The organism is Acinetobacter sp. YH01005 (assembly GCF_013420465.1).
GTDB classification, from domain to species: Bacteria; Pseudomonadota; Gammaproteobacteria; order Pseudomonadales; family Moraxellaceae; genus Acinetobacter; species Acinetobacter amyesii.
Genome location: NZ_VOYA01000004.1, coordinates 1 through 26,960, shown reverse-complemented (window position 1 = coordinate 26,960; position 26,960 = coordinate 1). Strand labels below are relative to the sequence as shown.

At 40.8% G+C, this 26,960-nt stretch carries 24 protein-coding genes and 2 rRNA genes; 2 read left to right on the top strand and 24 right to left on the bottom strand.

Annotation, left to right across the window (positions count from 1 at the left end):
• Positions 1 to 13: 13 nt before the first annotated feature.
• From FTT72_RS02950 to FTT72_RS02910, 9 genes are all read right to left on the bottom strand, one after another.
• Positions 14 to 1,075, bottom strand: a complete 1,062-nt coding sequence (locus FTT72_RS02950) for a M48 family metallopeptidase (protein ID WP_180021427.1) — start codon at positions 1,073 to 1,075, stop codon at positions 14 to 16.
• A 14-nt stretch (positions 1,076 to 1,089) separates the two neighbouring features.
• Positions 1,090 to 2,196: a YjgN family protein gene (locus FTT72_RS02945; RefSeq protein WP_180021429.1), complete on the bottom strand. Its 1,107-nt coding sequence runs from the start codon at positions 2,194 to 2,196 to the stop codon at positions 1,090 to 1,092.
• A 130-nt stretch (positions 2,197 to 2,326) separates the two neighbouring features.
• The gene (gene fghA / locus FTT72_RS02940) at positions 2,327 to 3,172 is read right to left on the bottom strand and encodes an S-formylglutathione hydrolase (protein WP_180177840.1); all 846 of its coding nucleotides are present in this window, start codon (positions 3,170 to 3,172) and stop codon (positions 2,327 to 2,329) included.
• 28 nt (positions 3,173 to 3,200) lie between these two features.
• Complete coding sequence (locus FTT72_RS02935) at positions 3,201 to 4,592, bottom strand: C13 family peptidase (RefSeq protein WP_180008554.1); 1,392 nt, start codon at positions 4,590 to 4,592, stop codon at positions 3,201 to 3,203.
• Positions 4,593 to 4,717: 125 nt separating this feature from the next.
• Entirely contained in the window at positions 4,718 to 5,536 is an 819-nt protein-coding gene (locus FTT72_RS02930) for a class I SAM-dependent methyltransferase (protein WP_218945800.1), read from the bottom strand.
• Positions 5,530 to 6,354 (bottom strand): undecaprenyl-diphosphate phosphatase, encoded by an 825-nt coding sequence (locus FTT72_RS02925; protein WP_078191179.1) that lies wholly within the window; start codon positions 6,352 to 6,354, stop codon positions 5,530 to 5,532. The genes FTT72_RS02930 and FTT72_RS02925 overlap by 7 nt, the downstream gene beginning before the upstream one ends.
• A gap of 12 nt (positions 6,355 to 6,366) precedes the next feature.
• Complete coding sequence (tsaB, locus tag FTT72_RS02920) at positions 6,367 to 7,032, bottom strand: tRNA (adenosine(37)-N6)-threonylcarbamoyltransferase complex dimerization subunit type 1 TsaB (protein ID WP_180177839.1); 666 nt, start codon at positions 7,030 to 7,032, stop codon at positions 6,367 to 6,369.
• A 162-nt stretch (positions 7,033 to 7,194) separates the two neighbouring features.
• Complete coding sequence (locus FTT72_RS02915; RefSeq protein ID WP_078191181.1) at positions 7,195 to 7,725, bottom strand: gamma carbonic anhydrase family protein; 531 nt, start codon at positions 7,723 to 7,725, stop codon at positions 7,195 to 7,197.
• A 35-nt stretch (positions 7,726 to 7,760) separates the two neighbouring features.
• The gene (locus tag FTT72_RS02910; protein WP_078192365.1) at positions 7,761 to 8,369 is read right to left on the bottom strand and encodes a CoA pyrophosphatase; all 609 of its coding nucleotides are present in this window, start codon (positions 8,367 to 8,369) and stop codon (positions 7,761 to 7,763) included.
• A 126-nt stretch (positions 8,370 to 8,495) separates the two neighbouring features.
• Between FTT72_RS02910 and FTT72_RS02905 the strand changes: the two genes are divergently transcribed.
• Positions 8,496 to 9,044 (top strand): NUDIX hydrolase, encoded by a 549-nt coding sequence (locus tag FTT72_RS02905; RefSeq protein WP_078192366.1) that lies wholly within the window; start codon positions 8,496 to 8,498, stop codon positions 9,042 to 9,044.
• Between the two features lie 67 nt (positions 9,045 to 9,111).
• On the opposite strand, the gene FTT72_RS02900 is transcribed toward FTT72_RS02905, so the two are convergent.
• The 6 genes from FTT72_RS02900 to FTT72_RS02875 all read right to left on the bottom strand — a co-directional run bounded on the left by FTT72_RS02900 (position 9,112) and on the right by FTT72_RS02875 (position 17,442).
• Complete coding sequence (locus tag FTT72_RS02900) at positions 9,112 to 11,127, bottom strand: hypothetical protein (protein WP_180177838.1); 2,016 nt, start codon at positions 11,125 to 11,127, stop codon at positions 9,112 to 9,114.
• Between the two features lie 22 nt (positions 11,128 to 11,149).
• The gene (filE, locus tag FTT72_RS02895; protein WP_180177837.1) at positions 11,150 to 12,502 is read right to left on the bottom strand and encodes a putative pilus assembly protein FilE; all 1,353 of its coding nucleotides are present in this window, start codon (positions 12,500 to 12,502) and stop codon (positions 11,150 to 11,152) included.
• 14 nt (positions 12,503 to 12,516) lie between these two features.
• A complete protein-coding gene (locus FTT72_RS02890; protein WP_180177836.1) occupies positions 12,517 to 14,181 on the bottom strand; it encodes an OmpP1/FadL family transporter in 1,665 nt (554 codons plus the stop codon).
• A 12-nt stretch (positions 14,182 to 14,193) separates the two neighbouring features.
• Positions 14,194 to 15,393 carry a hypothetical protein gene (locus FTT72_RS02885; RefSeq protein WP_180177835.1) on the bottom strand — a complete coding sequence of 400 codons (1,200 nt, stop codon included), beginning with the start codon at positions 15,391 to 15,393 and terminating at the stop codon, positions 14,194 to 14,196.
• A 60-nt stretch (positions 15,394 to 15,453) separates the two neighbouring features.
• Positions 15,454 to 16,287 (bottom strand): C39 family peptidase, encoded by an 834-nt coding sequence (locus tag FTT72_RS02880; protein ID WP_180059832.1) that lies wholly within the window; start codon positions 16,285 to 16,287, stop codon positions 15,454 to 15,456.
• A gap of 198 nt (positions 16,288 to 16,485) precedes the next feature.
• Positions 16,486 to 17,442 carry a DUF6160 family protein gene (locus FTT72_RS02875; protein WP_180177834.1) on the bottom strand — a complete coding sequence of 319 codons (957 nt, stop codon included), beginning with the start codon at positions 17,440 to 17,442 and terminating at the stop codon, positions 16,486 to 16,488.
• A 255-nt stretch (positions 17,443 to 17,697) separates the two neighbouring features.
• On the opposite strand from FTT72_RS02875, the gene pabB reads away from it, so the two are divergent.
• Positions 17,698 to 19,038, top strand: coding sequence for an aminodeoxychorismate synthase component I (pabB, locus tag FTT72_RS02870; protein ID WP_180177833.1), 1,341 nt, complete (start codon positions 17,698 to 17,700; stop codon positions 19,036 to 19,038).
• A gap of 118 nt (positions 19,039 to 19,156) precedes the next feature.
• Here the strand turns inward: pabB and hisC are convergent, their stop codons facing one another.
• From hisC to FTT72_RS02825, 9 genes are all read right to left on the bottom strand, one after another.
• A complete protein-coding gene (gene hisC, locus FTT72_RS02865; protein ID WP_180177832.1) occupies positions 19,157 to 20,254 on the bottom strand; it encodes a histidinol-phosphate transaminase in 1,098 nt (365 codons plus the stop codon).
• 181 nt (positions 20,255 to 20,435) lie between these two features.
• Positions 20,436 to 21,737, bottom strand: a complete 1,302-nt coding sequence (gene hisD, locus FTT72_RS02860) for a histidinol dehydrogenase (RefSeq protein WP_180064984.1) — start codon at positions 21,735 to 21,737, stop codon at positions 20,436 to 20,438.
• 203 nt (positions 21,738 to 21,940) lie between these two features.
• Positions 21,941 to 22,642: an ATP phosphoribosyltransferase gene (gene hisG / locus FTT72_RS02855; protein ID WP_180021457.1), complete on the bottom strand. Its 702-nt coding sequence runs from the start codon at positions 22,640 to 22,642 to the stop codon at positions 21,941 to 21,943.
• Positions 22,642 to 23,898 (bottom strand): UDP-N-acetylglucosamine 1-carboxyvinyltransferase, encoded by a 1,257-nt coding sequence (gene murA / locus FTT72_RS02850; protein WP_180177831.1) that lies wholly within the window; start codon positions 23,896 to 23,898, stop codon positions 22,642 to 22,644. The genes hisG and murA overlap by 1 nt, the downstream gene beginning before the upstream one ends.
• Positions 23,899 to 23,904: 6 nt before the next feature.
• Positions 23,905 to 24,156 carry a BolA family iron metabolism protein IbaG gene (ibaG, locus tag FTT72_RS02845; protein WP_078191194.1) on the bottom strand — a complete coding sequence of 84 codons (252 nt, stop codon included), beginning with the start codon at positions 24,154 to 24,156 and terminating at the stop codon, positions 23,905 to 23,907.
• A gap of 135 nt (positions 24,157 to 24,291) precedes the next feature.
• On the bottom strand, positions 24,292 to 24,624 hold the full coding sequence (hpf, locus tag FTT72_RS02840) for a ribosome hibernation-promoting factor, HPF/YfiA family (protein ID WP_078191195.1): 333 nt from the start codon (positions 24,622 to 24,624) through the stop codon (positions 24,292 to 24,294).
• Positions 24,625 to 24,792: 168 nt separating this feature from the next.
• Positions 24,793 to 26,247 carry an RNA polymerase factor sigma-54 gene (locus FTT72_RS02835; RefSeq protein WP_180177830.1) on the bottom strand — a complete coding sequence of 485 codons (1,455 nt, stop codon included), beginning with the start codon at positions 26,245 to 26,247 and terminating at the stop codon, positions 24,793 to 24,795.
• 286 nt (positions 26,248 to 26,533) lie between these two features.
• Positions 26,534 to 26,648 (bottom strand): 5S ribosomal RNA (rrf, locus tag FTT72_RS02830).
• A 196-nt stretch (positions 26,649 to 26,844) separates the two neighbouring features.
• Positions 26,845 to 26,960 (bottom strand): 23S ribosomal RNA (locus FTT72_RS02825); the annotation flags it as partial.

The following is a 26,960-nucleotide window of genomic DNA, read 5'->3' as shown; positions in this document are numbered from 1 at the left end:
CAAAGCCTTTCACTCAATGCTGATGTGATTGATAATTTCTAACTGCATCAATACGAGCCTTCGTCGCTGGATGTGACTCAAAGAAGTCTGTCCAAGATCTCTGATCTTTGGCAGTTTCATCCCTTGTACCTTTCTCTTTTGCTGTTTCACCATCAGCTTCATCTTCCATACGTTGTAAGAAGTTTGCAAAATGTGCCGTTGGAATTTGATGTTTTGAAAGTTGTTTTAAGGCATATAAATCTGCTTCTGATTCAAAGTCTCGTGAGTAACTCGCACCCACCGCAGCCACTGGCAAACTGGTGAGAATGTCAGAGCCATCCCCTGTAATCATCAACAAAATAATACTGATGCCTAAACCTGACAAACTTTGCTGCAAACTATGGCGTTGAACTAAATGCCCCTGCTCATGTGCAAGCACACCTATGAGCTCATAATCATTTTTCGCTAATTTAACCAACTCATCTGTCACGATAATGGTGTTATTGGGTATCGCCAATGCATTTGCACCGATGCTACCACCACCGCGGAATAACAACTTCGCAGGACGATTTTCAGCCACCAATTGTTGATATTCTTGTTTCAGTTTGTCTTGGCGTGCTTGTGGCAATTTTGTAGGTTCAGTCATATCGATAATATATTTTTCCGCCTGATCGCCCCAACTCGTTAAAGCGGTCTCAGGCAGTTGATTGGCCACCACATGTGACGCCGCAGGTATGCCCCATTTAATCAAGACAAAAGCAAAAGCCACCACAAAAATCACACTAAAAATGATTAGAGAAGGTGAACGCTCTAATTTCCAAATCGAATGCCAACGCGACTTCACATCGAGATTAAACCACTCCGGCAAGGGTTGATGAAACTCTAAACGAGCATCGTCCTTTAACTCGATCACTGGCTGAATATCACCTAACGCTCCAATCAGCGTCATATCTTGATAGGTGTAATGCTGCGTTTGTTCTAGGTCTTGACCATAACGCACAATCACGGCATGTTCCCCATCTGCGCTGATTTGAGCAACAAAGGGTTTTGACACTTTCCCATCATAATAGGTTGCATTCACTACTGATGTTTTCATGTAATTCACCTGTGTTATAAGGAAATATCTAGGTCAAAAATATCGGATAATTCTTCAGCAATTGCATTGTGATCTTGCTGCATTTGATTTTGTAATTGGTCTGGATCATCGACCAACATTAAATGCAAAGATTCCGTCTGATATTTATATAGTCGCACAACTGCCCATGGTGTCAGTAAACCGAGGCTAATCACTTTAGCCAACCAATTACTCAAGACAATCCATGCATAGCGCCATTGATTACAGTCCGTATGAAACTGACTGCGGCTCAACGTGGTGTTATTCCAAGTGGTAATAAAAATACGTGCAGCTGTGAGTGGCCAAATAAACATATAGCCAATCAAATACATACCAAAAATAATGAAGACATAAGATGCGTCATTTAAACCATCTGAACTACCAAACAGTATTGCAAAGATTACTGCCAGCAATGCACCAAAGCCCATAAACAGAAATAAAGGCACATACATGGCGCGCATATAATCGCCCCACGTATTATTCAGATTAAATTTCAACTGCCCCAGATACAAATGATTCAGACATTCACGTTTATATAGCCAGACCGCAACTGGTGTAAACAATCCAAGGGTAAAGACAACCACCGCAAGACATTTGACAAAACACCAATACGCGCTTTTATTCGTCCCAGAAAAAAAGAATCGGCTATTACTAAACTTACTGTTACGGGCACGGAAGCGAATCGTAGATCGAATGAGCCAAGGAACCGCAAAGAAGATTAGGACAAAGCCCGCTAAGAAAGCTTCCCAAGAATAATTTATAGCAAAAGAGAAACCACCATAGACCACTAGCGCAATGATTCGCCCGACTAAAATTTTTGTAGGCAAACCGGTAAAGTCAAAACAACGCTGAAACACCCAAGTATTACCGTAAAAATACCGTAAACGGCGGACCTTTGCCCAAGGCGCATAAAGTCCAAGCGTGACAATCGTCAGTAAGATATTCACAATCCAAATACCGAAATATTCAGACGCATTACCTTTAAACCTAAAATGATAATTTCTTCCCAAAACATCAGCCTGTTCTGTCTCACCAAATAGACTCGGTGGATTCATCACGGGCAGCTCTGGCGGAAGCGGCGTTTCCATTTGTGAATTTTGCATAAGTACCCTAAATTATTTTTTTTGGTATGTCGAATTTATTCATTTGCATGGCAATGCTCATCACCATGCTTTATTTATACGTATATCAAAGCAAGCTATGCCTCAATATTTTTAACTACTGGCTTTTAGATTAATGAACTACTGTTTGCAATTGGACAGCGTGAAATTGCAAATGATCATCCATAAAACTTTGAATAAAATAATAACCATGATCATAGCCTGCATGTTCACGCAGTTCGAGTGGCTGCCCAACTTGCTCACACGCTTGCTGAAACAACGCCGGATTTAACTGGCTATAAAATTGATCATCAATGCCTTGGTCAATCAAAATGGCTTTAAACAAAGCCCCTTTGGATTGCACTAAAGCTGTAGCATCATGCTGAAGCCACTGCTGACGGTCTGAACCTAGATATTGACTAAAGGCTTTTTCGCCCCAAGGACACTGACTCGGCGCACAAATCGGTGCAAAAGCAGAAACCGATTTAAACAGGTCAGGATGCTTCAACGCTAAAGTTAATGCACCATGACCGCCCATACTATGTCCGAATATGCCAATCGCACCCTTTTGTACCGGAAATTCAGCCTGTACCAACGAATACAATTCTTCAGTGATAAAACGTTCCATTTGATAATGCTCGGCCCAAGGTTGTTCCGTTGCATTAATATAAAAGCCTGCGCCTTGCCCAATATCCCAATGATCGCCTTGCGCCACCTGTTCCCCACGTGGAGAAGTATCAGGGCTGATTAAAATCAGGCCGAGCTGCGCAGCTAAACACTGTGCATGCGCTTTAATGGCAAAGGTTTCTTCAGTACAGGTTAATCCCGCCAAATAAAACAATGCAGGACACGCTTGGCCTTGCAAGGCTGCTTCCGGCAGAAAAATACCGAACTTTGTTGGGTTTTTTAGACTTGAAGAATCCAATTGATAAATGCGCTGCTCACCCGCAAAACAAGTATTTCGTTGTACTAATTCCATGATCTTTATCCTAAACTTTTTTTATCTTTTAAGGCGTAACCGTCGTAGCCGGTGCAGTAGTCGTCGGCGGGAACAATCGTTGTTCTAATTGAGGCAACATTAATGCCATGTTTTTCCCCATCGACCACTGCGGTTCAGAAGGTTCGAAACCTTGCGCTGCTTCCCATTTCGCTACAGTCGCTTTGGTTTCATTAAATGCCGCTTGAATACTGGTCTGCTCACGCATCGCCTGATCAAAGAACGCACGGCCAAAATAGGTGTATTCAGCTTCATTCGAACAGCCAAAAGACTGACGATCTGCTGCCGATGCAGTAATGATTAAAGTATTATCATTTTGTAGCACTGGAATAAAACTGCCTGAATAACATGAAGAAATCACAATTACACGCCAACGAATTCCGGATGCATCCAAGGCTTCTTTTAACCATTTAGGATCGACTTGCGCCAAATCCAAAGGTGCATTTTCCATTTCAAAGACATTCGGTAAACCATGTGAGGTCATATATAAAAATAAGACATCACTTTCTCGGTTCATCTGCTGACCAATACGGCGCAGCGCCAACTCCATACTGGTTTTAGATGCTAGCGGAATTTCAGTGCGCGTTGCAGGGTTATTGATAAGTTCAACCGAACGCCCATAGGTGCCAAAACGTGTATCAAATTGTTCTTTAATCCGTTCAATTTCCAGTTTAAAGACATCTTGATAACTCGCACCCGCCACCCCTAAGAAGTACCAATGGGATTGGGCAAACTCACCATATTCCACTGCGTCTAAAGACTTATTGAGCAAACGGCTTTGTGCATAGAAGGCATCTTCAGCAAAGCTTGGTGGAACTTCTTCTACTTTCCAAATCGGCTGATCTTTGACTGAGACTTGCCACACGACCAAAGTAAATAGCGTCGCACCCATAATCAGTGCCCGCTCCCACCATGGCCATTTCAGCTCACGTGAAAATACCCAAACGACAGCCAGACTTTGCCAAACAAATAGAATAATGAATAACGTTGGAATGTAGTCGTACAAGAAGTATGGAAGAAAATCGAGATCTCCCAAATATTGAATCAAACATTGAAACAACATGATGTGCGTATCAAGCACCAACCAAAGCAATGCTGGGACCAACATTAACCGTGGATTATTCACACGTTGTGACAGGAAAATCCCCACGATTAAAGCAATAAATGGCCACAATGCGTAGCTAATGAGACCTTGGGCATTAAATTCGCCAATACGCCCCGTGCTGAGCCAACTAAATAAACTGTTGGCACAACCACCTAAAATCCCCCAAAACACCAATTGTAAAATCGATGGTCGAACGATTTGTAAAGAACGACGAGACCCCAAAAATAACCACATCCCCGCAGTTTGGTTGCTTTTAAAATCATGCCAAAAATTGATGGAGGGTTTGAAATCAATCATAGAGTTCTGATGGTGGCCTTGGCTCGCTTAATTGCACAAATAATTTTATGCCTGATGTCGTTTTTAGCAATGCTATTTTTTAACTATATAACAAATCTTTGAACAATATTGAAGCAAATATCATTTTAAGTCACAAGATCATGTTGGAAATATGCATCAAAGCGACAAGCATCACCTTGCCACTGATGTTGCGGCTCTTGATTCGCTAAAAAAACCGCCAATCGTGGACGTTTAACCACAACACGTTTAGCAATTTTTTGTGCTAAATCCAGTAAATTATCACCTAAATCCATTTCACCATCTTCAGGTAACAGCAAATGCAATAATTGCATTTGTTTTTTGACCTGAGCTTGCTTTTTGACGGCTTGCTGGTTTTGATCTCGCTGCGGAAACATCGGATCGAGATAAACCACGTCAAAGATTTGATTGGTCGTCGACAAATGTTTCAAATAATCTGCCGAATCTGAAAAGACCAATTCAATTCGAGCTACAACCGAACTTAAAAATGCATCTTGCTGCGCACGTTGATGTGAGTCTTCCAATAGGGTAAATAAAATTGGATGACGTTCCACAAGGGTCACATGCGCACCCAAATGGGCCATCAATAAACTATCATGCCCTAGCCCTGCGGTTGCATCTACAAGCTGTGGTTTTTCAGCCAAATTACACGCACGTGCAATCATCTCAGACTTTAAGGATGCTCGCTTTAAACGCCCCACTTCTGCTTTCCAATCGGGTTGCATCTTCATGCCATTGGCCGCTAACCACAAACCATCTGCATCGACACACAAACTGAGTTCAGAGTTTAAACGTAAAAAACGCGCGTTTAATTTTTCAATCAATTCAATATTTACAGATACACCACGTGAAGAAAGCACAGCAGAATACTGCTGTGCTTTCTCATGAAACTCTTGTTCTGTGTATAAGCGGATTTCGCTTACCATAATTTCCAGCCTGTAAATGCGAACAATAAAATCAATAAACCTGAAACAATTCGATACCACGCAAAAATCATGAAATCACGTTTTGCCACATAAGCGACAAGCGCACGAATTAAAATCAATGCAGAGACAAACGAAACAATCAAACCGACTGCAATCACAGTCCAATCTTGAGTGCCTTGAAATACATCATAGCTTTGATATAAATCCAGCAAACCTGCACCGACAATAACCGGAATACCCAAAAAGAATGAAAACTCAGTGGCTGCTTTACGAGAAACCCCTAAGAACATGGCACCAATAATAGTTGCACCTGAACGTGAAGTCCCAGGAATTAAAGATAAAACTTGAATTAAACCAATCCAAATCGCATCTTTAATGGTTAAATCTTCTACTTCTTTGGCACGCACTTGCGGTGGATTTTTTTCGATCCAAATAATGATCAAACCACCGATAATCAACCCCATAGCAATCGCAATGTTATTGAACAGCAGCTCTTTCACCGTCTGACCAAACGTCAAACCAATCAACACGATTGGAATCGAAGCGAGAATTAAGCCAAAACCTAAACGGCGACCTTTTTCTTCACCCGTCACCATACCGGTTGCTGCGCCCCACAGGCGGCCCCAGTATTCATAAATTACCGCAGCAATCGCACCCATTTGAATCGCGATCACGAAAACATCACTTTTTTCTTTGGTCCAGAAGTTCATTAATTCTGAGGCTAGAATCAAATGCCCTGTACTTGAAATCGGTAAAAATTCGGTAATACCTTCAACAATACCCATGATTGCCGCTTTGAGCAGCAGTAGAAGATCCATATATAACCCTAATTATGGCTTGCCTTGTTCTGAAATTTTCTTCCAGGCGTTATCTCGTAAATAAACGGGCAATGCAAGTTCAGCACTCACCCATGCTTTTCTTTGCGCCGCTTCGCGGGCAATAGTAGCAATATCTTGTGCTGTTGCACTTAAGTCTTTGTATTGTGTTTGTTCTGATTGAATGAGCTCACTACCAGAACCCACAACGGTAAATTTGATCTGTGGTGTGGCATCTGCGTAGCTTAATAGTTGTTCTTCATCTACAGCTTGCATAATGCCATTGGCATCGAGTTGATAACTGGCGATGTACACTTCTTGCATGCGAGCATCAAGGACTGCCGTTACTTCAGTCAAACCATGTAGACGATGCGCCGCTTGAGCCAAAGCTTGTAAAGTCGATACTGGAACAACAGGTACGTCATTGGCCCATGCCAAGGCTTGTGTTACCGCTGCATTAATACGAACACCACTAAATGAGCCAGGCCCACGACTAAAGGCAATCGCAGTTAAATTCGCTAACTCAATAGCAGTTTGATTAAGCCCTTGCTCAATCATTGGGAGAATGGTTTGCGTCTGCGCTTTTGCCCGTAAATCGAGTTGAAAATAAAGCTCTTGAGTTTCATCTACAATCGAGACGGAACACTGCTCATTGGCAGTTTCCAATGCCAGTAATTTCATGCGCAACCTTAATTAAAGTTAATCTTAAAAAACGTTGAATATGATACTCCACTCCATCGCAGTTCGCGAGATTTTCCACCTCAGACACAGCGCTTTCTGCATTTAATCCATAAAAAAGCCTCGACAAACTTCGAGGCTTTTTTGCTTGCCATGTATAGCGTTCTAAAGTTCAGCGACTTCGAGTTGAGTAAAATGTTTAAAATGAGCGGCATAGTGCATGGCACTCATTTTTAGACGTGCTTCCGCTTGTTCATCTAAAGTCTTAACAACCTTACCCGGTGAACCCATCACAACAGAATTATCCGGAATCACCTTCCCTTCTGGAATTAAAGCATTCGCACCAATGATGCAATTTTTACCAATCACGGCATGATTTAGGACCACGGCATTGATTCCAATCAGACTATTATCACCTACGGTACATCCGTGTAGCATGGCTTGATGCCCAATCGTGACATAATCGCCAATGGTCATTTCAATGCCTGCATCGGTATGCAACACCGCATTTTCTTGTACATTGGTAAAATCACCCAGTTTGATACGACTGTTGTCCCCTCGAATGACGGCTCCGAACCAGACACTCACTTCTCGGCCTAATTCAACTTGCCCAATGACCGTTGCATTTTCTGCAACCCAACCATCCCAAGGTTGATGCGTGGCTTTCGGGCTATATCCTTGAAATTTGTACAACATGATCAAACATCCTATTTTGACTTTCTAAAAATGATTTATGGCTCACGGCCCAAATGAAATGAAGGAGAATTTAATAAAAAAGGCCATTCTTTTTGATAATTCAAACCATATTGAAATAAGGAAATCAACATCCGTGCAGTCAAGCCCCATACGATTTCGTTTTCGATTCTTAAACTGGGAAAATAAAGCGATTGCTGGGCAAAACGAACTTCATATGGCGTTGGCGGTGTTTCTAAAAGCTGTCTTAATGATGCAAAAAAAATACGGTCAATTTCAGTGGGTTGAGGTATCAAATTTACATCAGGCGGGATCAACCCCACGATCGGTTTAACCAACATCCCATTCCGTGCTTTTTGCATTGGCAAATCACCCAAAAGTTGCACATCAAATGGATTTAGAGCGGTTTCTTCTTGGGCTTCTCTTAACGCCACCACGATATTACTGGTGTCTTGGGCATCACGTTTGCCACCGGGAAAGGACACTTCACCGGCATGATTATTCATATAGAGTGAGCGGCGGGTCAATAAAATACGTGGATTATCTTCTTGGGTAATCGCAATCAATACAGCAGCATGCGCGGGTTGAATACGCTTAGAAAAACGTAAACTTTGCTGCAATCGCTGAGTCAATAAACCCTCATCCATCCACATTACATCCTTATAATTATCTTATTTTCATCATAGCTGAATTTCGGCCAAGCTGGTTAGAAATGATGCCAAAGTTTTATTTTTAAGTTATTCTGACGGTTCACACAATCCATGACGATGAATATGAACTTTTGCTCAAACTGCGGACAAAAAACAAAAGAAGCGATCCCGCTTGGAGATCATCAGATACGCCGTATTTGTACCGCATGTGGGTTTATTCATTATGTGAATCCTAAAGTCATTTGTGGTGCTTTAGCCGTTTGGGACAATCAAGTTTTACTTTGCCGTCGTGCGATTGAGCCACGTTATGGGCTATGGACATTACCCGCTGGCTATATGGAACTCTATGAGACAATGGAGCAAGGTGCAGCGCGTGAAACTCGCGAAGAAGCCGAAGCAGAAGTCAACATTGAGCAACTATATTGCATGTATAACATTCCCCGTATTGGGCAAATTTATGCCTTGTTCAAATCTGAACTAATCAATGGTGAATTTGGTGCGGGTGATGAAACCATTGAATCACGATTGTTTAGTGAAGAAGATATTCCTTGGGATGATTTAGCCTTTCCAAGTGTGGAAAGAACGCTGCGGCATTATTTTGCTGACCGCAAAACAGGTCAGTTTGAAATGCATCTCGAAACCCTTGGTACGCGACTCGATCACACTGGTTAATTTGCTGCTCTCAATATTAAAAAAGCCCATCACTGATGGGCTTTTTTATTTTACTCATATTTGACGATTATTTTGCCTTGATGGTGTAACAAGGAGCCAATTCTAAAGAAATATCACCACCGCTTAACTTCGCCGTTTGAGCCGCAGCTGTATCATTTGGATTTTTTAAGCTATAAATATAACTAAAGCTGGCCAAACTATTCCCCCACTTCACCACTTTATTATCCGAATCCGTCAACGCAACGCCAGAGGGACGTGTGCCTGCATTGGCATTGATCATATTGTGTAACTGCACTAAAGCACCGCCTACAACCATTGATGTATCCGCTGAAGTTTTCACACTTGAGTTCATTCCAATCAGCGCGCCATCAAGCGTATGGAAATATGGGTCAGCTAAAATCATACGAATCGAAATGGTATTTGGATTGATATTTCCTTCAGGCGTAAAGGTACGGGTTGTCGTTCCGATACGATATTGCTGTACACCTTTGTCATCTTTCATTAACAGTGGGTCAAGCACATCTTTTCCGCTACAGCCTTCCGTCGCGTGTGTAGACAAGTCGACAATTTGGCTATCTTGACGAGTAAATACATCGTCTGGCACGCCAGATTTTATATTTGTGCGAATATCACCATTACGGTCAATCACCACACCCAATTTCACTGTTTTAATCGAAGTATCGGTAAATTTAAAGGTTAAATCTGCATACAAGGGGAAGATATAATTTTGTCCAGCAGCAACATTTTCAACAGACTTAAAGACTTTTTTGTCTAAATACGACAGCGGATAAAGCTTGTATAAATCCATCGTGCCTTTAAATTGCACTTGGTTAATGTTTTGCTCCCAAAGACCTAATTTTTTCTTATCATCGGCCGTCAGAACATAATCATCTTTTTTAGCCATTAACGTTTTATATAAACTTCCACCTGTACCGACCACCATTTTGTCAGCAAGTAGCGTCCCTTGTTTAATAATCAAAGGGCCAGAGTTGGCTTCTTCTGCATCAAAACGGAAACCCAGAATGCCAGGTCTATCAATTTGCTTGGTAAGCGGATCAATCCAATTGTCCTGTGGCGTTGCTGTTAAACGTGTTGGTCGTACCTGTGTCAAGAGCAAGACATTCACACCACCAATGGTACTCAACTGTTGATCAACTTTGCCCTTCCACTGTAAACCACTACCAAAAGTCATACCTTGGCGGTCCGTCATTAACATGAAATGACCAAATAAATTGACTTTTGAACTATCGGTCGGCAAACATTCATTTTTGTCACAGCCGACCAGTCCATTTGAACCACTGGCATTGGTAATTACGCCATCAGTTGAAAATAACGCAAACTCAGGCTGATATACCGCAGCCGTTGAGATATTCATGAGTTTTGAAACTAAGGTAAATGCATTTTCATTGCTGACTTCGGACAGGTCTAGCCAAGGTGTAAACAAGTCATTAAATTCCGTATCTGAACTGATACTGAAATCTGCTGTCGCGACATTTCGAGTGATTTGATCAATCAATACTTTATCTGCATTGTTGATATAAACCGCTTGGATATCTGTAGCTGTAACTGCGCTGTTATTTTTCAAAGCCAAGGCTTGAATAATTTTAGCCAAACGCATGGCCACTTTAACCGTTGCGTCGGTATTTGCAATCGTTGCAGCAGGTTTACCCACGATGCCAGCTGCCAAATCCAATAAGGTCAAGCGTGGAGGTGTCGTACCACTGGCTACATTGGAAATTTGCTTCAAATCTACTTTACCCAAATCAATTCGACGTGATTTTTCACCTTGGACAAAGAAAGTTACCGTATCGCCAATCTTACAAGCACCTGTCGAAACACCTTCTTTTAGATCAAATAAAGTAATGTAGGTATTTTTAACGTCGCTCGAACAATTAAAATTCAGACCTTCAATTGGATAATCTAAAACGAACTCAACACAGCCTTCGGTATTACTTTTACAAGTACCATTGGTCGTACTGGTATCATAAATTTCAGGATTCACATTTGCACTTTCACCGCCACAGCCACTGAGCGCTGCAACCAATGCCGTTAAAGCAAACGGTAATAAAATTTTATTTTTCATCCTAATTCTCTTTTTTATGTCCTTAACGGATTGCTGTTAATTTAAGTTGGCCTTGATTGGTTAATACGCGACCATCGACGTCAATTGCTGTTGCTAAAGGCGTTAAAAATAAATACTGGCTACCTTTAGGCACTTGAATCACGCCTTCAATTTTTTCATGGTAAAGATGATCCGCTTCACCTTGGTTATTTTTGAATCCACCTGCGCCTTCCATGACACATCCATTTTTGTCTAAAAATACCGCAAATGGCCAATAAAATGTAGGATTTTGTACTTTGGATGCAAATGAATGTATACGAATATTTTGTAATGGTGATTTTAGTTTTACGACTTCATAGTCAAATTCGTCTGATAAAGGCGCTCGAGGCCATAAATTAATATCTTGTGCCAAGTCAAGCTCTTTGGCTTTCTTCATTTTTTTATTTGAAAAACATTGCTGACCTAAACCTTGAATGGTATCAGCTTGTGACACCCGATAATATGATGTGGCTAAAGTGATTGGGCCTGTATCTTCGGGTTGATTACGTTTAAATAAATTATCAATGACGGAGCGACTGACACCTTTTTCACGTTCAATGGTTTGCATCCGCGTTTGCCCCATCTTGCTATCAATAACGCCTTCGGGCATGGTGTAAAAGCGCTTTTTGCCTTCTAAGTTAAACTCTTTATCTTCAAGATATTCATTATTGACATACTTTTCACCAGCCATCGTCGAAAAGCCTTGCTCTTGTTTTGCCTTAGCCGATTGTTTTGAAGGATGATTTTCTAAGTTTTCACCTGAAGATTGTACGGCTTTATCAGTGCTAACAACTTTCTCAGCAAGGATCTTTTTTTCGACGATAGGTTTATCTTTTTCAGCCTGAACTTTGGCCTGATACGGAGCACTAGGTTGGGTTAGCTCTGATTGCTGTAACTTTTCGGTCCATATGGTTGAAGGTACAACTTTTGTTGAAGTACCTGACTCTTGTACTGATTTTTCAGATTTGGGAACGTTATCACCTGAGACCTCTTTAATTTTATCGACTGCGACAGCTTTATTATCATCCCGTTTTTCCGGCTCACGTGTACTTAAACTCTGAAACTTCACCGGTTCAGCAGCCTGTGCTGTTGGACTCGTTCGACGCGTCATCGGTGTCTTGGTTTGAGACGGACTAATGTTTACAGATGGTTGAGTAACGTGTTGCTGTACAGATGGTGAATCAATCATTTTAGCTATAGAACTTTCTTTGAGTTTCTTTACAGCTTTTTCTTGTATTTGTACCACCATTGGGCGCCCATCCGGCCCAATAATGGTATGAAACGCCCCGGCATAGGCATACGACACTTGCACCACAGACAGTGCAAGTAACGTTTTTATGAATAAAATCCTTTTCATTCTGTCTGCTTATCCTACCAACGAGTTCTGTAATTTAATCCTAGGATGGTGATTTTCGTATCGGTTTTTACATTCATTCCAGCATATGGGTTTAAAAGTATGTTATTCACACCGGTTAAGTTTGCCAGACTACTACCATTCGCTGGAATATTATCTTTACTGCGTAAAAAGCCGATTGATAAATCTAGATCCGTATCTGCATCAAAACGATATCCAATCCCCATACCAAAGAGTTGCGCACCATTAATTGGTACCATGGTATTTCGCTTACCGTCAGGAATAGAGGTACTCCGTGGTTCATAGCCTGCACGCAATTTCAAACGATCTGTTGCTGAATATTCAATACCGATGCCCCAGTTCCAAGGCGACGTAAATTTCAAAGGTAAGGCCAAAGAATTATCGGTCACATTTTCAGATAATAATTTTGCAATTTTCAGCGCTGAAATTTGACGGTCGAATTCAAAACGGAATTTGTCCCAAGCACGATAATCGGTCCAGCCCACATCAAAATTGATTTGTAAATCAGGCATAACCTTATATTTGATCCCCGCCTGTACATGCTGTGGATATTCAAAATCCATCGAAACCAAACCCGACTCCGAGTTTGGCACAGCATTTGGGAAACCTAAAATTGCAGCTAAAATTTGACCTGTTGGTGATGACATTAATCCCTTAATCATCTCCTGAGGTGCTTTCGCATTTTGTATGCGATAACGACCTTTCATGCGCATTTTCGCTGCACTTTGGTACACCATACCAAAACTAAAATCTTCGCGTGGCTCCCACAAAACCCCTAAGTTGTAACTTGGGCTCAGTGACTGCTCTAAAGCCAATTCCATCTGACCAAATTTGCCAAATGGATTCATCCCTTCTTCGGTATTACACATCCCCAATAGCAAGATGTCGGTAATAATGTCCGAATTTTCCTTAAATGGTGTACAGACGACTTCATCAATCATCCTTAACATGCCGATCAATTCATTGGGAAATCGCAGGTCAGATTTCAATCCAATGGCTTGATAGGACATCCCCACACCACCACCAATCGATAGCTCATCACTGACTTGATAGCCTACTGTTGGCGATAGATAAGTAATACGCTCTAGAGCAACTTGTTGTCCCATGAAATTACCTGGGTTACCATTTTCAGCACCAAAACCCGCAATCAAAGGTGCATAAACAGCTGATGCGAATGTTGCTTTAGAACCCGGTGGATTGTAGGCAATCCCCATCGTTGGCGCGGCAATGGGTTGTCCAGCACCAAAATCCACCATCTTTTTTAAGACAGGTACATATAGGGATGCATATTCAACATCACCAGAAACCTTATCTTTAAAGTCCGTACAGATATCTGCCGTTACTTCAGGGCCATCATTACAGACCATTGGGTCATCAGAATAACCAAAGACGTTATAACCCGCAGGAACGGTAAATTCACGTTGAATATCAAAGTTTGCAATGATCCCCTGCATATCGGTTTGCAAACCTTCAATTTTGGTTAATGCTGCAGGGTTAAAATGCACGGCACTAATCCCTGGAGGATCCGCAGTTACTGCATTACCTAATGCAAGTGACCGTACATCAACTGAAAGGTTGGTACCCAATTGTGCAAAAGCAGCACTAGAACAGCCCGTTAAAACGATCGCACTAACAAGTGGGCTGAGTCGAATTTTACGCATACGACAGCCCTCTTAACGAAGTTTTTTTCCAAAACCTAGAATATCCAACGGGAAAGACAACCCTAATGACACATCTGGTGCATCTTCAGTTAAACCTAACCCCACCGTACCATTCACAATGGTCTCTGGAGATACACGTACACCTAAAGAAATCGCTAGAGTTGAACTGGTTTGGTCTGCAGGTGAATAGGATTCGCCACTGCTATACGTAAATTCTGCGCCGGTATTGAAACTTTGTTGATATGACATGGTAAGGGAAACATCGTAGTTAAACGAGTATGCAAAACCGAATGCAAAACCGCCACTAATCCCCGGTTCAAACTCTTCAATGACTCGCGAACCACGACGTTGGTTTAAGTCAGTTTCTTTGAAACCATAGTTTGCCGAGACGGATGCAAACAACACAACGGGATCAATATATTTACGTGTGCTGGCACCGATACCTGCAGAATAGTAACCTTTACCTGTTGCTAGATCATTTACAGCATTAATTTCGTATGGACTATCACCAGTTTTCGTGGACAAATTACCAAATAAAATAAGAGGCAAACGACCTTGCTTCAGTGGGAATGGTTCCCAGCGTGCGCCTAAAGAAATATCCCCTAAACCTGCAGTTGAAGTATCTTTTAATAAATCAGTTTTCGCCACTAAAGGCAAAGATGCAGAGAATGTCAAATTATCCATTACACCGTATTGCACGGTAAATGTATTGGTCATCGAATGTGTTGCATTTTCTTGTACACGTAGTTGATAAAGCTGGCCTTGTGCCATTTCCATATCAAGCTGTGTATCACGGTAATAGGTGTAATCTATATCGTAAAAAGATGATATTTCACCTTTTTTAATCAATGAATACTGACGTTCATTCGAGCTAAATACTTCCTGTAAATTCGCTTCTTGGCTCGTATCACCTTCTTGTTGCTGAAGTGCTGTCGATGCTTTTTCATTGGCAGTAGCGACTTCGGATTGTGGCATTTCAGCTTGTACGGGCTCTTCTACAGATTCATACTGTCCAATTTCTGGCTCGGCAGCAGCTTCTTGTACAGTATCAGCCTGGGTTACAGCAGTAGGAGATACAGATTCTTCTACTGCTGTCTCTTGTTCAACCGGATCATATTCTCCAAGGCTTGGCTCTTCAGCTGCATAGGCAACCCCCATCACCACCTGAATACTCATGGCTAGTAGTGTTTTGTTCATCCATTTACGATTCATGTTCCTTCCCACCGTTTTTATTTTTTTAATCCTGACGCTTTGTTATACGCATTCATCTAATTATTTACTCTTATAGTAAAGCCTTAGAAAGTTGTAATTCGATTTACCATATGATTCCGACTCTTCATTCATATTTTTATCAAGTCGTATCGTAGATGCCTTGTCTGCAATTTTTTCCATGTAAAACTGCGGATATTGAATATCAACCAATGCATAACGGTTCACGGTTGCATCTTCAACATGTCGCAAGTCTGAATCTTGCAAAGCCAATAAATTTTTACGTTGCTCAGGCGCAACATTGATTAAAAATAATGTGTTGTTTTCCCATATTTCTTGGAATCGAACTTCATCGAAACTGATATTGCCCAGTGCTGGATCTGCAACATAAACACGCCCATCTTTATAGGCTTTAAACACCACAAAATGTTTAAAACCAGCATATGAAATGGGAACAATCGCAGGTTGGCCTTGCTTAACTAGATCTGAAAACTCCCCTTTGTAGCCCCCACTTTCTAGCCCGACAGCAGCGACAAAACGTTTCATGTCTAATAAGGAGAAACTTCGACGTTCGATAATTTTTTCAGTTTCACCAAATTTCAGCAAACCATTCATGGTCTGTTGCTCAGTCAGCTGTGTACCTACATAACCATTTAATAAAGTAGTTAAGGCCGCCGAACCACAACTGTAGTCGTAGGCTTGCCGAACGATGCCTCGAAATTGATCTTCTATGGCAGGTTTAATTTTTACAGATTCACGGTGCATCCGAGTAAAGGAATCATTTCGTGAATCCAATGTTTCGGTATAGTGAACTGTTCCGACTGGCTTTTCTTTTAATTCGAAGGACTCTTTGGCAAAGTAATACATCAATGCCGAGCCCACAGCTATCTCTAACATATCTTCTAACTTTTAGTTATCGGCAATGATGTGCCTTTTTTCATTATTTTTTTAGAGCTAATGCTCTACATCCATGTATTATGCAAGATACCTTTTTTTTTATAAAAAAACAGCATTTTTTTATGCTTTATTGGGTCATTCCGCACTTTTTTGTAAAAAAAAGCGCGTGATCAACACGCGCCTTATTTTTATTCTAGATTACTTACTAGAAATTGTAATTACAGAACCTTGGTTATATACACCCATAGCTGGGCTGTAGAATGTTTGTAAGCCTTGAACTTCGATATCACCAATTGAACCAGCGTCTTTACTGCCTAAATGAACACCTTTCACATAGTTATCAATTGGACCAGAGTTGCTTACCATTTGAATATAACCATTGTTTGTGCCTTCTTTACCATAAACACGGACATCTTGGTTAATGGTTAAATCAGATTTACCCGCATCAGCAACCTTGATGCTTTCGATAAAGATTTCACCTGCTTCACGTGTAGCCGTTTTAGTTGATGCATCAAGGATACCTAGATCTTTAATTTCTAAGCCGCCAACCATAGTTGTGCTTAGTTTGATCATGGCACCTTGTGGAGCAGCACCTAACTGAACATTAGCAGTCATTGGTCCAGTTTTTAGAGAAAGACCAGATAAAATTGCATTGTAGTTGCTATCATCACCACCACGGCGAATACCTGTAGTACCAGCTGTACCAGATGCTGTTACACCAATTTCACCAATTTTGATATCTAAACCAGACACATCCGCTGCGATGTTAATGAATGCACCATTTGCACCAGTACCCGCATCAGTATCGATACGTAAATCAGCTAAATTACGAGAAGCTAGAAGATAAGCACCACCGTTATCATAGTTTGCACCAATGATGATACCTTTGTTTTCTAATGCATCACCAGCAATACCGTTACCTTGAATAACGATCGCACCAGCAGTACTTGTACCGCCCTTAGCTGTATCCGTTAAACCGTCGTTATCGTGAATGAAAAGTTTTTCAATTTCAATTTTAGAAATACCAATCCCGATGTTAATACCATCTTGACCAGTGGTTGAACTAAGTGCAGCATCGTCCATTGCTTGCATAGCCATAGCATTCGCACTAAATGCGATTGAAGAAACTAGAGCTAATTTAGTGAAATTTTTCATACGGTACTCTCCCAAGAGTATTTATTTTTTTTGATTTTCAACCACTCGATTTAGTCAGCTGTAATATTATTTTGTGACAACTGTTAAATCTTTCCTTGAGTTGTTTGCTCGCTCGATTAAATTATATCCAAGCTGAAATTTGTTCAACTGTCGTTGGTCGCAATCTAATTCTTACCGATAAACGGTATTTGCAAACCAAATGAATTAGGAATGGTATAAAATCCATTTTAGTCTTTAAATTTAATTTCTCTGTTGATGCAAAAACCGATTTCTTTTAAAAAATTTATTCTCAAACAAAATGTTAGTGCTCAAAATATTTTGCAAGCGCTTGCACCCTTGTCACATGTGATTTTTTTAGAAGATCAAAACCAACCTGTTATTTGCTTTTTGGCAAATCAATATCAGCAATTTAAGAATGATGAACTTAAAACTTATGTCCGTACCAATTTAGATCAATATGAGGAATGTGATACTCAACCCTTGCCAGATATCGCCTTCCAAGATTTATGTTCAAAATTAGGCAGTGGGTTTTCTGGGGGCTGGGCTGGTTTTATTAGCTATGATTATGCAACGCAGCAACAGATTTCCCTGCATGCCAAAGCCCAACCTCGCTTGTTTTTGGGGCAATTTTCTAGTTACTTAAGACTAGAAAATGATGGTTGGTATTTTTATAGTTCTGATCATTCTGCAGCTAAGATTTACGACTACATTGATCACCTAATTCAAACCAAGATCGCTCAGAATCAATTTAAATTAAGACAAAAATGTACTGCAAGATGGTCCAAGTCAGACTACACAAAAGCCTTTGATCAAGTTCAGGAATATATTAAAGCGGGCGATTGCTATCAAATTAATTTAACCCAAGAATTTACAGCTCAAGCTAAAGGTTCACTCTTAGATACTGCTCAAGAATTTTGGTCACTGACTGATGCACCATATTCAGGCTACTTACGTATTGATGATTTTGAAATTTTAAGTTGTTCGCCTGAACTTTTTATAGATTTTAAACCTGAACGCAAGATTATTACTAAGCCAATCAAGGGCACGATGCCTCGCTATGAAGATCCAGTGTTAGATGCGCAGTCAAAACAACGGTTAAAATCATCTGAAAAAGACATGGCTGAGAATGTCATGATTGTCGACTTACTGCGTAATGATTTGAGTGTTTATGCTGAAACAGGCTCTGTAAAAACACCTAAACTTTTTGATATTGAAAGTTTTAATCAAGTGCATCACATGGTCAGTGAAGTTGAGGCCGTGCTGAAAACAGATGTACACCCTTTTGAGGTTCTGATGTCGGCACTGCCGGGCGGTTCGATTACCGGCGCACCCAAAATCCGTGCGATGCAAATCATTGAAGAACTTGAAGGCGCTCCGCGCGGCGCCTATTGCGGCTCAATGGGCTATTTTAATCACGACGGCACGGGATCTTGGAATATTTTGATCCGCTCTATTCAAAAATACCAAGATCAGGTTTCGCTGTGGGCCGGCGGCGGAATCACCATCGCGTCAGATTGCAATGCTGAATATCAAGAATGTTTTGATAAAGTCGAAGCGATGCTGGATTTGTTAAATACCTGGTATACGCCAGATTAAACAAAAAAAGCGATTCAATTGAATCGCTTTTTTATAACCCTCCCCTTGCGAAGCAGTGCTTCTCACCTTTTCGAAAGGAAGATTAGGGTAGATTTAAATTTATAGTAGCTTGCAGCAATCAAGCCAAAATATCGTTTTTAAGCGTATCCACAAGGCGCTGATTTTGTTCATCGGTGCCAATGGTGATCCGCAGGAACTGATTAATCCGCGGCTTATTGAAGTAACGCACAATAATCCCGCGTTCGCGTAATTCAGCAGCCAACTCACCTGCATCTTTAGATGGCAGTGAGGCAAAAATAAAGTTTGCCGCAGATGGCAATACTTTAAAGCCCAGCTCAGAAAGCTGCTCTACAAGTTTTTCACGGCTCACAATCACCTTGGCATTTTGCGCTTCAAAATACGCTTGATCCTCAAATGACGCCACGGCTGCTGCAATCGCAAAACGATCCATCGGATAAGAGTTAAAGCTGTTTTTTACCGCTTCAAGCGCTGCGATTAAATGCGGCTGCGCAATCGCGAAACCAACGCGCAAACCGGCAAGTGAACGCGACTTAGACGTCGTTTGACAAACCACAAGGTTTTCATATTTCGCAACCAAAGCCACAGTAGATTCCGCACCGAAATCGACATAAGCCTCATCAATCACAACCACTGAATTCGGGTTAGCTTGCAGCACTTCCTCAATTGCAGACAAACCTAAAGCAATGCTGGTTGGTGCATTCGGATTGGTAATGATGATGCCGCCATTCGGCTGTTTATAGTCATCCACCACAATTTCAAAGGCATCATTGAGCGGTATAATTTTAGTATTGGCCGCAATGCCAAAAAATTGGCTATAAACCGGATAAAAACTGTAGGTAATATCTGGATACAAAACCGGCAGCTCTTGCACAAAAAAGGCTTTAAAAATGTGCGCCAGCACTTCGTCCGAGCCATTGCCGACAAAGACCTGCTCAACAGGTACATGCTGCTGTTTTGCAATCGCTTGCTTTAACTCAGACGCATCTGGATCTGGATATAAACGTAAAACATCAGCAGAATTTGCCAATACTTTTTGTACTGCATCCACCACTTTTGGCGATGGCGGATATGGGTTTTCATTGGTATTGAGTTTTAAAATATTTTGGATTTTAGGCTGTTCACCCGGTGTGTACGGTTCTAATTCACGTACATCAGGGCTCCAAAAACGCATTTGTTCAGCGGTAATATTTGGCATTTTATTTTGCTCTTTTTCATCCTCTCCTAACCTCTCTTGCACTTCGCTTTAAAGGAATCCTTAAAGCTCGTTCAGGGAGAGGAATATTCATTTTATGAGATTTCCCCTCTCCTTTCAGGAGAGGGTTAGGGAGAGGTTTATAGTTTTGGAAAACTAAGTTTTTCACCTAGTCTATATTTTATTACTGGTAACGATATCTCGCAGATCTCGCATGCGCATCTAAGTTTTCCTGCTGCGCTAATGTATCAGCCGTTTTCGCTAAAGTTTTCACGCCATCTTCAGAACACATGATTAAACTTGAGCGCTTTTGGAAATCATAAACACCGAGCGGTGATGAGAAACGCGCTGTGCCGGAGGTTGGCAACACGTGGTTTGGACCTGCACAATAATCACCAATCGCTTCTGGTGTATATCGACCCATGAAAATCGCGCCGGCATGGCGGATATCTTCAGCCATTTCCTGTGCTTGATCCAAGCACAGCATCAAATGTTCAGGCGCAACTTGGTTAATCAATTCGGCGCCTTCAGCACGGTCTTTGACTAAAACCAATGCGCCGCGGTTTTCGATTGAAGTACGCGCAATATGCGCTTTTGGTAACGCTTCTAAATGCTTTTCAATCCATTGCTCAACTTGATCTAAAAGTTCTGCATCTGGCGTAATAAATACCGCTTGAGCCACAGTGTCATGTTCCGCTTGTGACAATAAATCCATTGCCAGCCATTCAGCATTGTTTTGACCTTCGGCATAGACCAAAATTTCGGATGGCCCTGCAATCATATCAATACCGACTTGACCAAATACTGCACGTTTTGCTGCAGCAACAAAACGGTTGCCCGGGCCAGTAATTTTGTCCACAGATGGAATAGTTTCTGTACCATAAGCCAATGCTGCAACCGCTTGCGCGCCGCCAATGGTAAATACACGGTGTACGCCGGCTAAGTAAGCTGCTGCCAAAACCAATGGATTCAAATCACCATTCGGCGCAGGCACCACCATAATAATTTCAGGCACGCCAGCAACATGCGCAGGTACAGCATTCATCAATACAGAAGATGGATAAGAAGCTAAACCGCCTGGTACATAGATACCTACACGGTCCAGCGGTGTGACCTTTTGACCAAGGGTATTTCCTAAAGCATCAACATAGGTCCAGCCGTCTTGCTTTTGTGCTTGGTGAAATTCACGAACACGGTTCGCAGCAAGTTCTAAGGCTTCACGCACTTCTGAACTTAAACCATCAAATGCTGCTTTCAGCTGTTCTTGTGTCAGCTCTAATTCTGAGAATTGATGCGCTGGATGTCGATCGAACTGCTGTGTCAATTTAAGAACATGAGCATCACCATGCTGACGAACATCAGCAATGATTTGGTCAACGGTTTTTAAAAGTTCTGGATCATTCACAGTTTCAAAAGCCAACAAGTCAGCAAAAGCTTGCTTGAAGTTTTGATCTTGAGTCGATAAACGTCGCATCAATTTACCCACAAGGTAATCTATTGGAAAAGATTAGTTTACCTGTTTTAGCGCAGCTTGTGGACATCTATCGCATGTGTTCATGTGGAGTTTTATTGAAAATAACTTTCGTTAAAATTAGTGAAAATACAGTTTTATCATTATTTTTTAGTTTTCATAAAAAAACCGCCCAGATTTGAGCGGTTTGGTCAGCATAGCGCTAAGAATTTAACGACTTATGCTTTTTTTGCTTGCTCGCGTTCTTCCACGGCTTTTTCTAGCTGTGCAAGAATTGGATTCAACAAAGTTTGTTTACGTTTAAAGCTTGCCTTGTTCACGATTAAACGTGAAGACACTTTACAGATTTCTTCCAAAGGCTCTAAACCATTGGCACGTAAAGTGTTCCCTGTATCCACAACATCGACGATGTAATCACCTAAACCAACCAATGGTGCAAGTTCCATAGAACCATACAGTTTGATCACATCAACTTGCTCGCCTAAGCTTGCATAATATTGACGGGTCAAATTGACGTACTTGGTTGCAATCTTTAAACGACCTTTCGGACGAACCATGCCGACTTTACCAGCCGTCATTAACTTACAGTTGGCAATTTTTAAGTCCAATGGTTCATAGACATTTTGTGCACCATGCTCCATCAGCACATCTTTACCTGCCACCCCAATATCTGCAGCACCATTTTCAACATAAGTTGGTACATCAGAAGCACGTAAAATTAAAATACGTACGTGCTTATGGGTCGTTGGAAAAATTAACTTACGAGATTTATCCGGATCTTCCAATAAGTTAATGCCAGCTGTTTCCAACAATGGCAAAGTTTCTTTTAAGATACGTCCCTTACTTAATGCTAAAGTTAAACCATGATCAAAATTGCCCATTACGTCAAAATTGGGATCATCGTTTCTCATATCGCTCATTAACTTACTCGCTTAATTTGGGCACCTAAACCTTGTAACTTCGCTTCAACATCTTCATAACCACGATCAATATGATAGATACGGTCAATCAATGTTTCTCCTTCGGCTGCAAGTGCTGCTAAAACCAATGAGAAAGAAGCTCGTAAATCAGTTGCCATCACTGGTGCAGCAGATAATTTCTCTACACCTGTAACAACAGCATCATTACCTTCAACCTGAATATTGGCACCCATACGTGCTAATTCAGGTACATGCATGAAACGGTTTTCGAAAATCGTTTCAGAAATTGTGGCAAAACCACGACCAATTGCATTCACAGCCATCAGCTGTGCTTGCATATCGGTTGGAAATTCTGGATGTGGTAAAGTCTGGAAACTAACTGCTTTCGGGCGTTTACCCATCATATCCAGTTCAATCCAATCTTCACCGCGCGTAACTTCCGCGCCCATTTCTTCAAATTTATCTAGCACAGACTCCAACAAGTTTGGATCAGTATGTGTGGTTTTGATTTTACCGCCAGTGATCGCTGCTGCAGCGAGATAAGAACCTGTCTCAATACGATCAGCAACAACGGCATATTCACAGCCATGTAGGCTTTCAACACCTGTAACAACCAAAGTATCTGTGTCCAAACCTTCGATTTTTGCACCCATCTTGATCAACATATTAGCAAGATCGGTAATTTCAGGTTCACGAGCCGCGTTACGAATGGTCGTTACACCGTCTGCAAGAACCGCAGCAGTTAGAATATTTTCAGTACCACCAACTGTGACCATATCAAAGACAACTTCGCCACCTTTTAGACGACCATCCACTTTGGCATGCACATAACCTGCTTCAACTTCAATTTCAGCACCAAGTGCTTCTAAAGCTTTTAAATGTTGATCTACAGGGCGTGAACCAATTGCACATCCACCCGGCAAAGACACTTTTGCACTACCATAGCGCGCCAATAACGGGCCAAGCACCAAAATAGATGCACGCATGGTTTTCACGAGTTCATATGGTGCAAATTGGTTATCTAAGCTAGAAGTATCAGCCTTAACCGTATCACCTTCATAACTGATTTGAACACCTAAACCTGCGATCAATTTCACTAAGGTGTTCACATCTTTTAGATTTGGCACATTAGTTAATGTAATAGGTGTATCCGCAAGGATAGTTGCAGCGAGTAATGGCAATGCAGCATTTTTCGCACCAGAAATACGAACTTCACCTTCGAGCTTAGTACCGCCCTGAATCAGAAATTTATCCATTAATTATTAAGCTCCGAATAAGCTTGCTTTGCGCCATTCTTCTTTGGTCATTGCACGAATTGTTACTGCATGTACTTCACCGCTGGCAATGTAGGAGTTCAAAGGTGCATAAACAGATTGTTGACGAGCAACAGGACGTTTGCCTTCAAATTGATCATCGACAATGCGTAGATCAAATTTGCCGCCTTGCCCACTAACTGCAACCTCAGCTTCTGGAAAAGCAGCTTTTAAAATTTCAGTGAGCTGTTCACTATTCATCACAAGACCCCATATAGGACTAACGGTGTAAAACCCGTCATTTTACTATAAATCTAAAAAATAATTCATTAGTCACATACATTATATATATAAAAAAAGAGGTTATAAAAAACCTCTTTTTGTACAATTTACAATCTAAACCGTTAAAGGCATATAAATGAGCTGCATTTTTCGATGTTTATGTAATTGTTTTTTTAATTTTTCAGACAATTTTTTGATCGAGGTATACATATCATCAGCGCACGCTTGTGCAAAAAGTTCTGTCCCAGGTAATCGTATAATCGCTTCCGCGATATGATTATCACTACCTTTTTTTGAACGTTTATCAACCTGATGATCTTTAGTCAGTTTGACTTGCATACTATTGACCTGATCTAAATGTTTGGTCATTTCCGCAAATTTAAGACGAATATTTTCTTCTATTGCTGGCGTAATTGTTAAATGATGGCCACGAATTGTAATCTGCATAATTCTATCCCTCACCTTCTTTCAGGACTGGAAAAGTTCAAGCCGAATCATCCAACTCAATATGCGAAGCATACATTTACACAATCAGATCATTTCGGCCATTCCTTATAAAAAAAGAGATTCATTATTTCGTCATAATGAACCTCTAGAATAGTCAGATTTTCAAATTTAGATCAACACTTTTCGCTCTGAAGATGATGGAATATGTAACGATTCACGATACTTCGCAACTGTACGACGAGCAACATCAATACCTTCTGCATTAAGCAAAACTGCAATTGCATTATCAGACAAAGGCTTACGTGTATTTTCTTCTGCAATCAACTTTTTAATTTTTGCACGAATTGCCGTCGAAGACGCTTCCCCACCAGACGATGTTCCAACATGACTTGAGAAGAAATATTTCAACTCAAATAATCCACGTGGTGTGAGCATATATTTATTTGTGGTTACACGGGAAACTGTGGATTCATGGAGTTCAACTTCTTCCGCAATGTCTCGTAGTACCAAAGGCTTCATTGCCTCAGGACCTTGCTCAAAGAACGCTCGTTGATGCTCAACAATACAAGTTGCTACTTTTAATAATGTTTTATGTCGTTCATCAATACTTTTAATGAAATTCTTTGCTTCAAGCATTTGATTACGTAAATATTGATTATCGTCACTTTGATCAGCACGCTTGATCATATTGGCATAGAAAGAATTCACCCGTAGTTTTGGCATTACATCAGGATTTAACTGTACCAACCAATGTTCATTCTTTTTTAAGACTACAACATCTGGAATTTGATAGTCTAAATCTTTATCTTCAAACTCTTGCCCTGGATGTGCTTTTAATGTCTTTAATAAAGAAATGGCAAGTTTAAGTTGTTCCGTGTTTAATCCCGTTTGCTTAATCAACTTGGGTAATTCATTGGTAATCAGCAACTCATAATTTTTCAATAATAAAATAGCTTCATATCGATATTCTATATGCTCAGGAAGATTTTCAACTTGTACCATTAGACATTCAGCAAGATTGCGTGAGCCTACGCCAACAGGATCTAGACGTTGAATATGTTTTAAAACCACCAAAACTTCGTCATCTTCGACTTCTTCTTCATAATCCATAGAGTCTAGAAGATGCTGAACCGATTGGGTAATTTCATTTAATTCACAATCTAAAAACCCTTTGTTATCTAAAGCATCGATAATACAGTGCGCAATTAATTTATCGATCATAGAAAAGTGTAAAAGATTAACTTGCTCAAGCATATGCACTTGTAAACTTTGATGACCCTGCCGATTATCTTCGCGCTCTTCAAACTCAGCGGCACCTAAACTTGTCGGTTGATGGGTATATACATCATCCCACTCTGTATCCACCGGTAATTCATCCGGCAAATGATCTGCATTTAATTCATTGGTTAAGTCTTTATTTTCCCTTTCTTGTTCTTGTAAGCTATTTAAACTTTCAACGGTATTTTGTTCTTCAACTTTCTCTAATAGAGGATTACTGTCGAGTTGAATTTGAATTTCTTGTTCCAATTCCAAACTTGAAAGTTGTAATAAACGAATGGCTTGTTGTAATTGAGGTGTTAATGATAAGGAATTGGCAACCTTTAACCCCATCGCTAATTTCATTAATAACTCCCCCTATAATTAACCGCACTTTATAAGCAATTTTTATGCCGTTTTATTTTTTATAGCATAATTTTAAAGAGAACGCCCGATTTTTTGTCTTTTTTAGACTCATTATTCAGCTAATTTATTCTTTTATTAGGAACGATTCATCTTATAAATGAATTATTTAATTAGATTTATTATTAATTTTAATCTAATTCCCTTTCCCTATCCATTTATCTTTCCCTATTTCTTCACGCATAAAAAAACACCCCCTGCACTAGTCAGGGGGTGTTTTCGAATAATGAGCTGGCGATGACTTACTCTCACATGGGTAACCCCACACTACCATCAGCGCTAAGAGGTTTCACTTCTGAGTTCGGGAAGGGATCAGGTGGTTCACTCTTGCTATTGTCGCCAGCACAACTGTTATGGATACTTGCTTAGTCTAATCTCAGAGCAGTGCTCTTCGTGCTAAGTTTTCTACCAAATGAGTTATTAACAGAAGTACTTGAGTTAATTTAAGGTGTTCATTTTATCTAGCTTTTCAACTAAATCAAGTTGCTTTGATTATAAGTGAATCAATTGATGCTATATATACAACTGCTTGGGTGTTGTATAGTCAAGCCTCACGAGCAATTAGTATTGGTCAGCTTCATGCGTCACCGCACTTCCACATCCAACCTATCAACGTCGTAGTCTTCAACGGCTCTTTAGTGGACATAAAGTCCAAG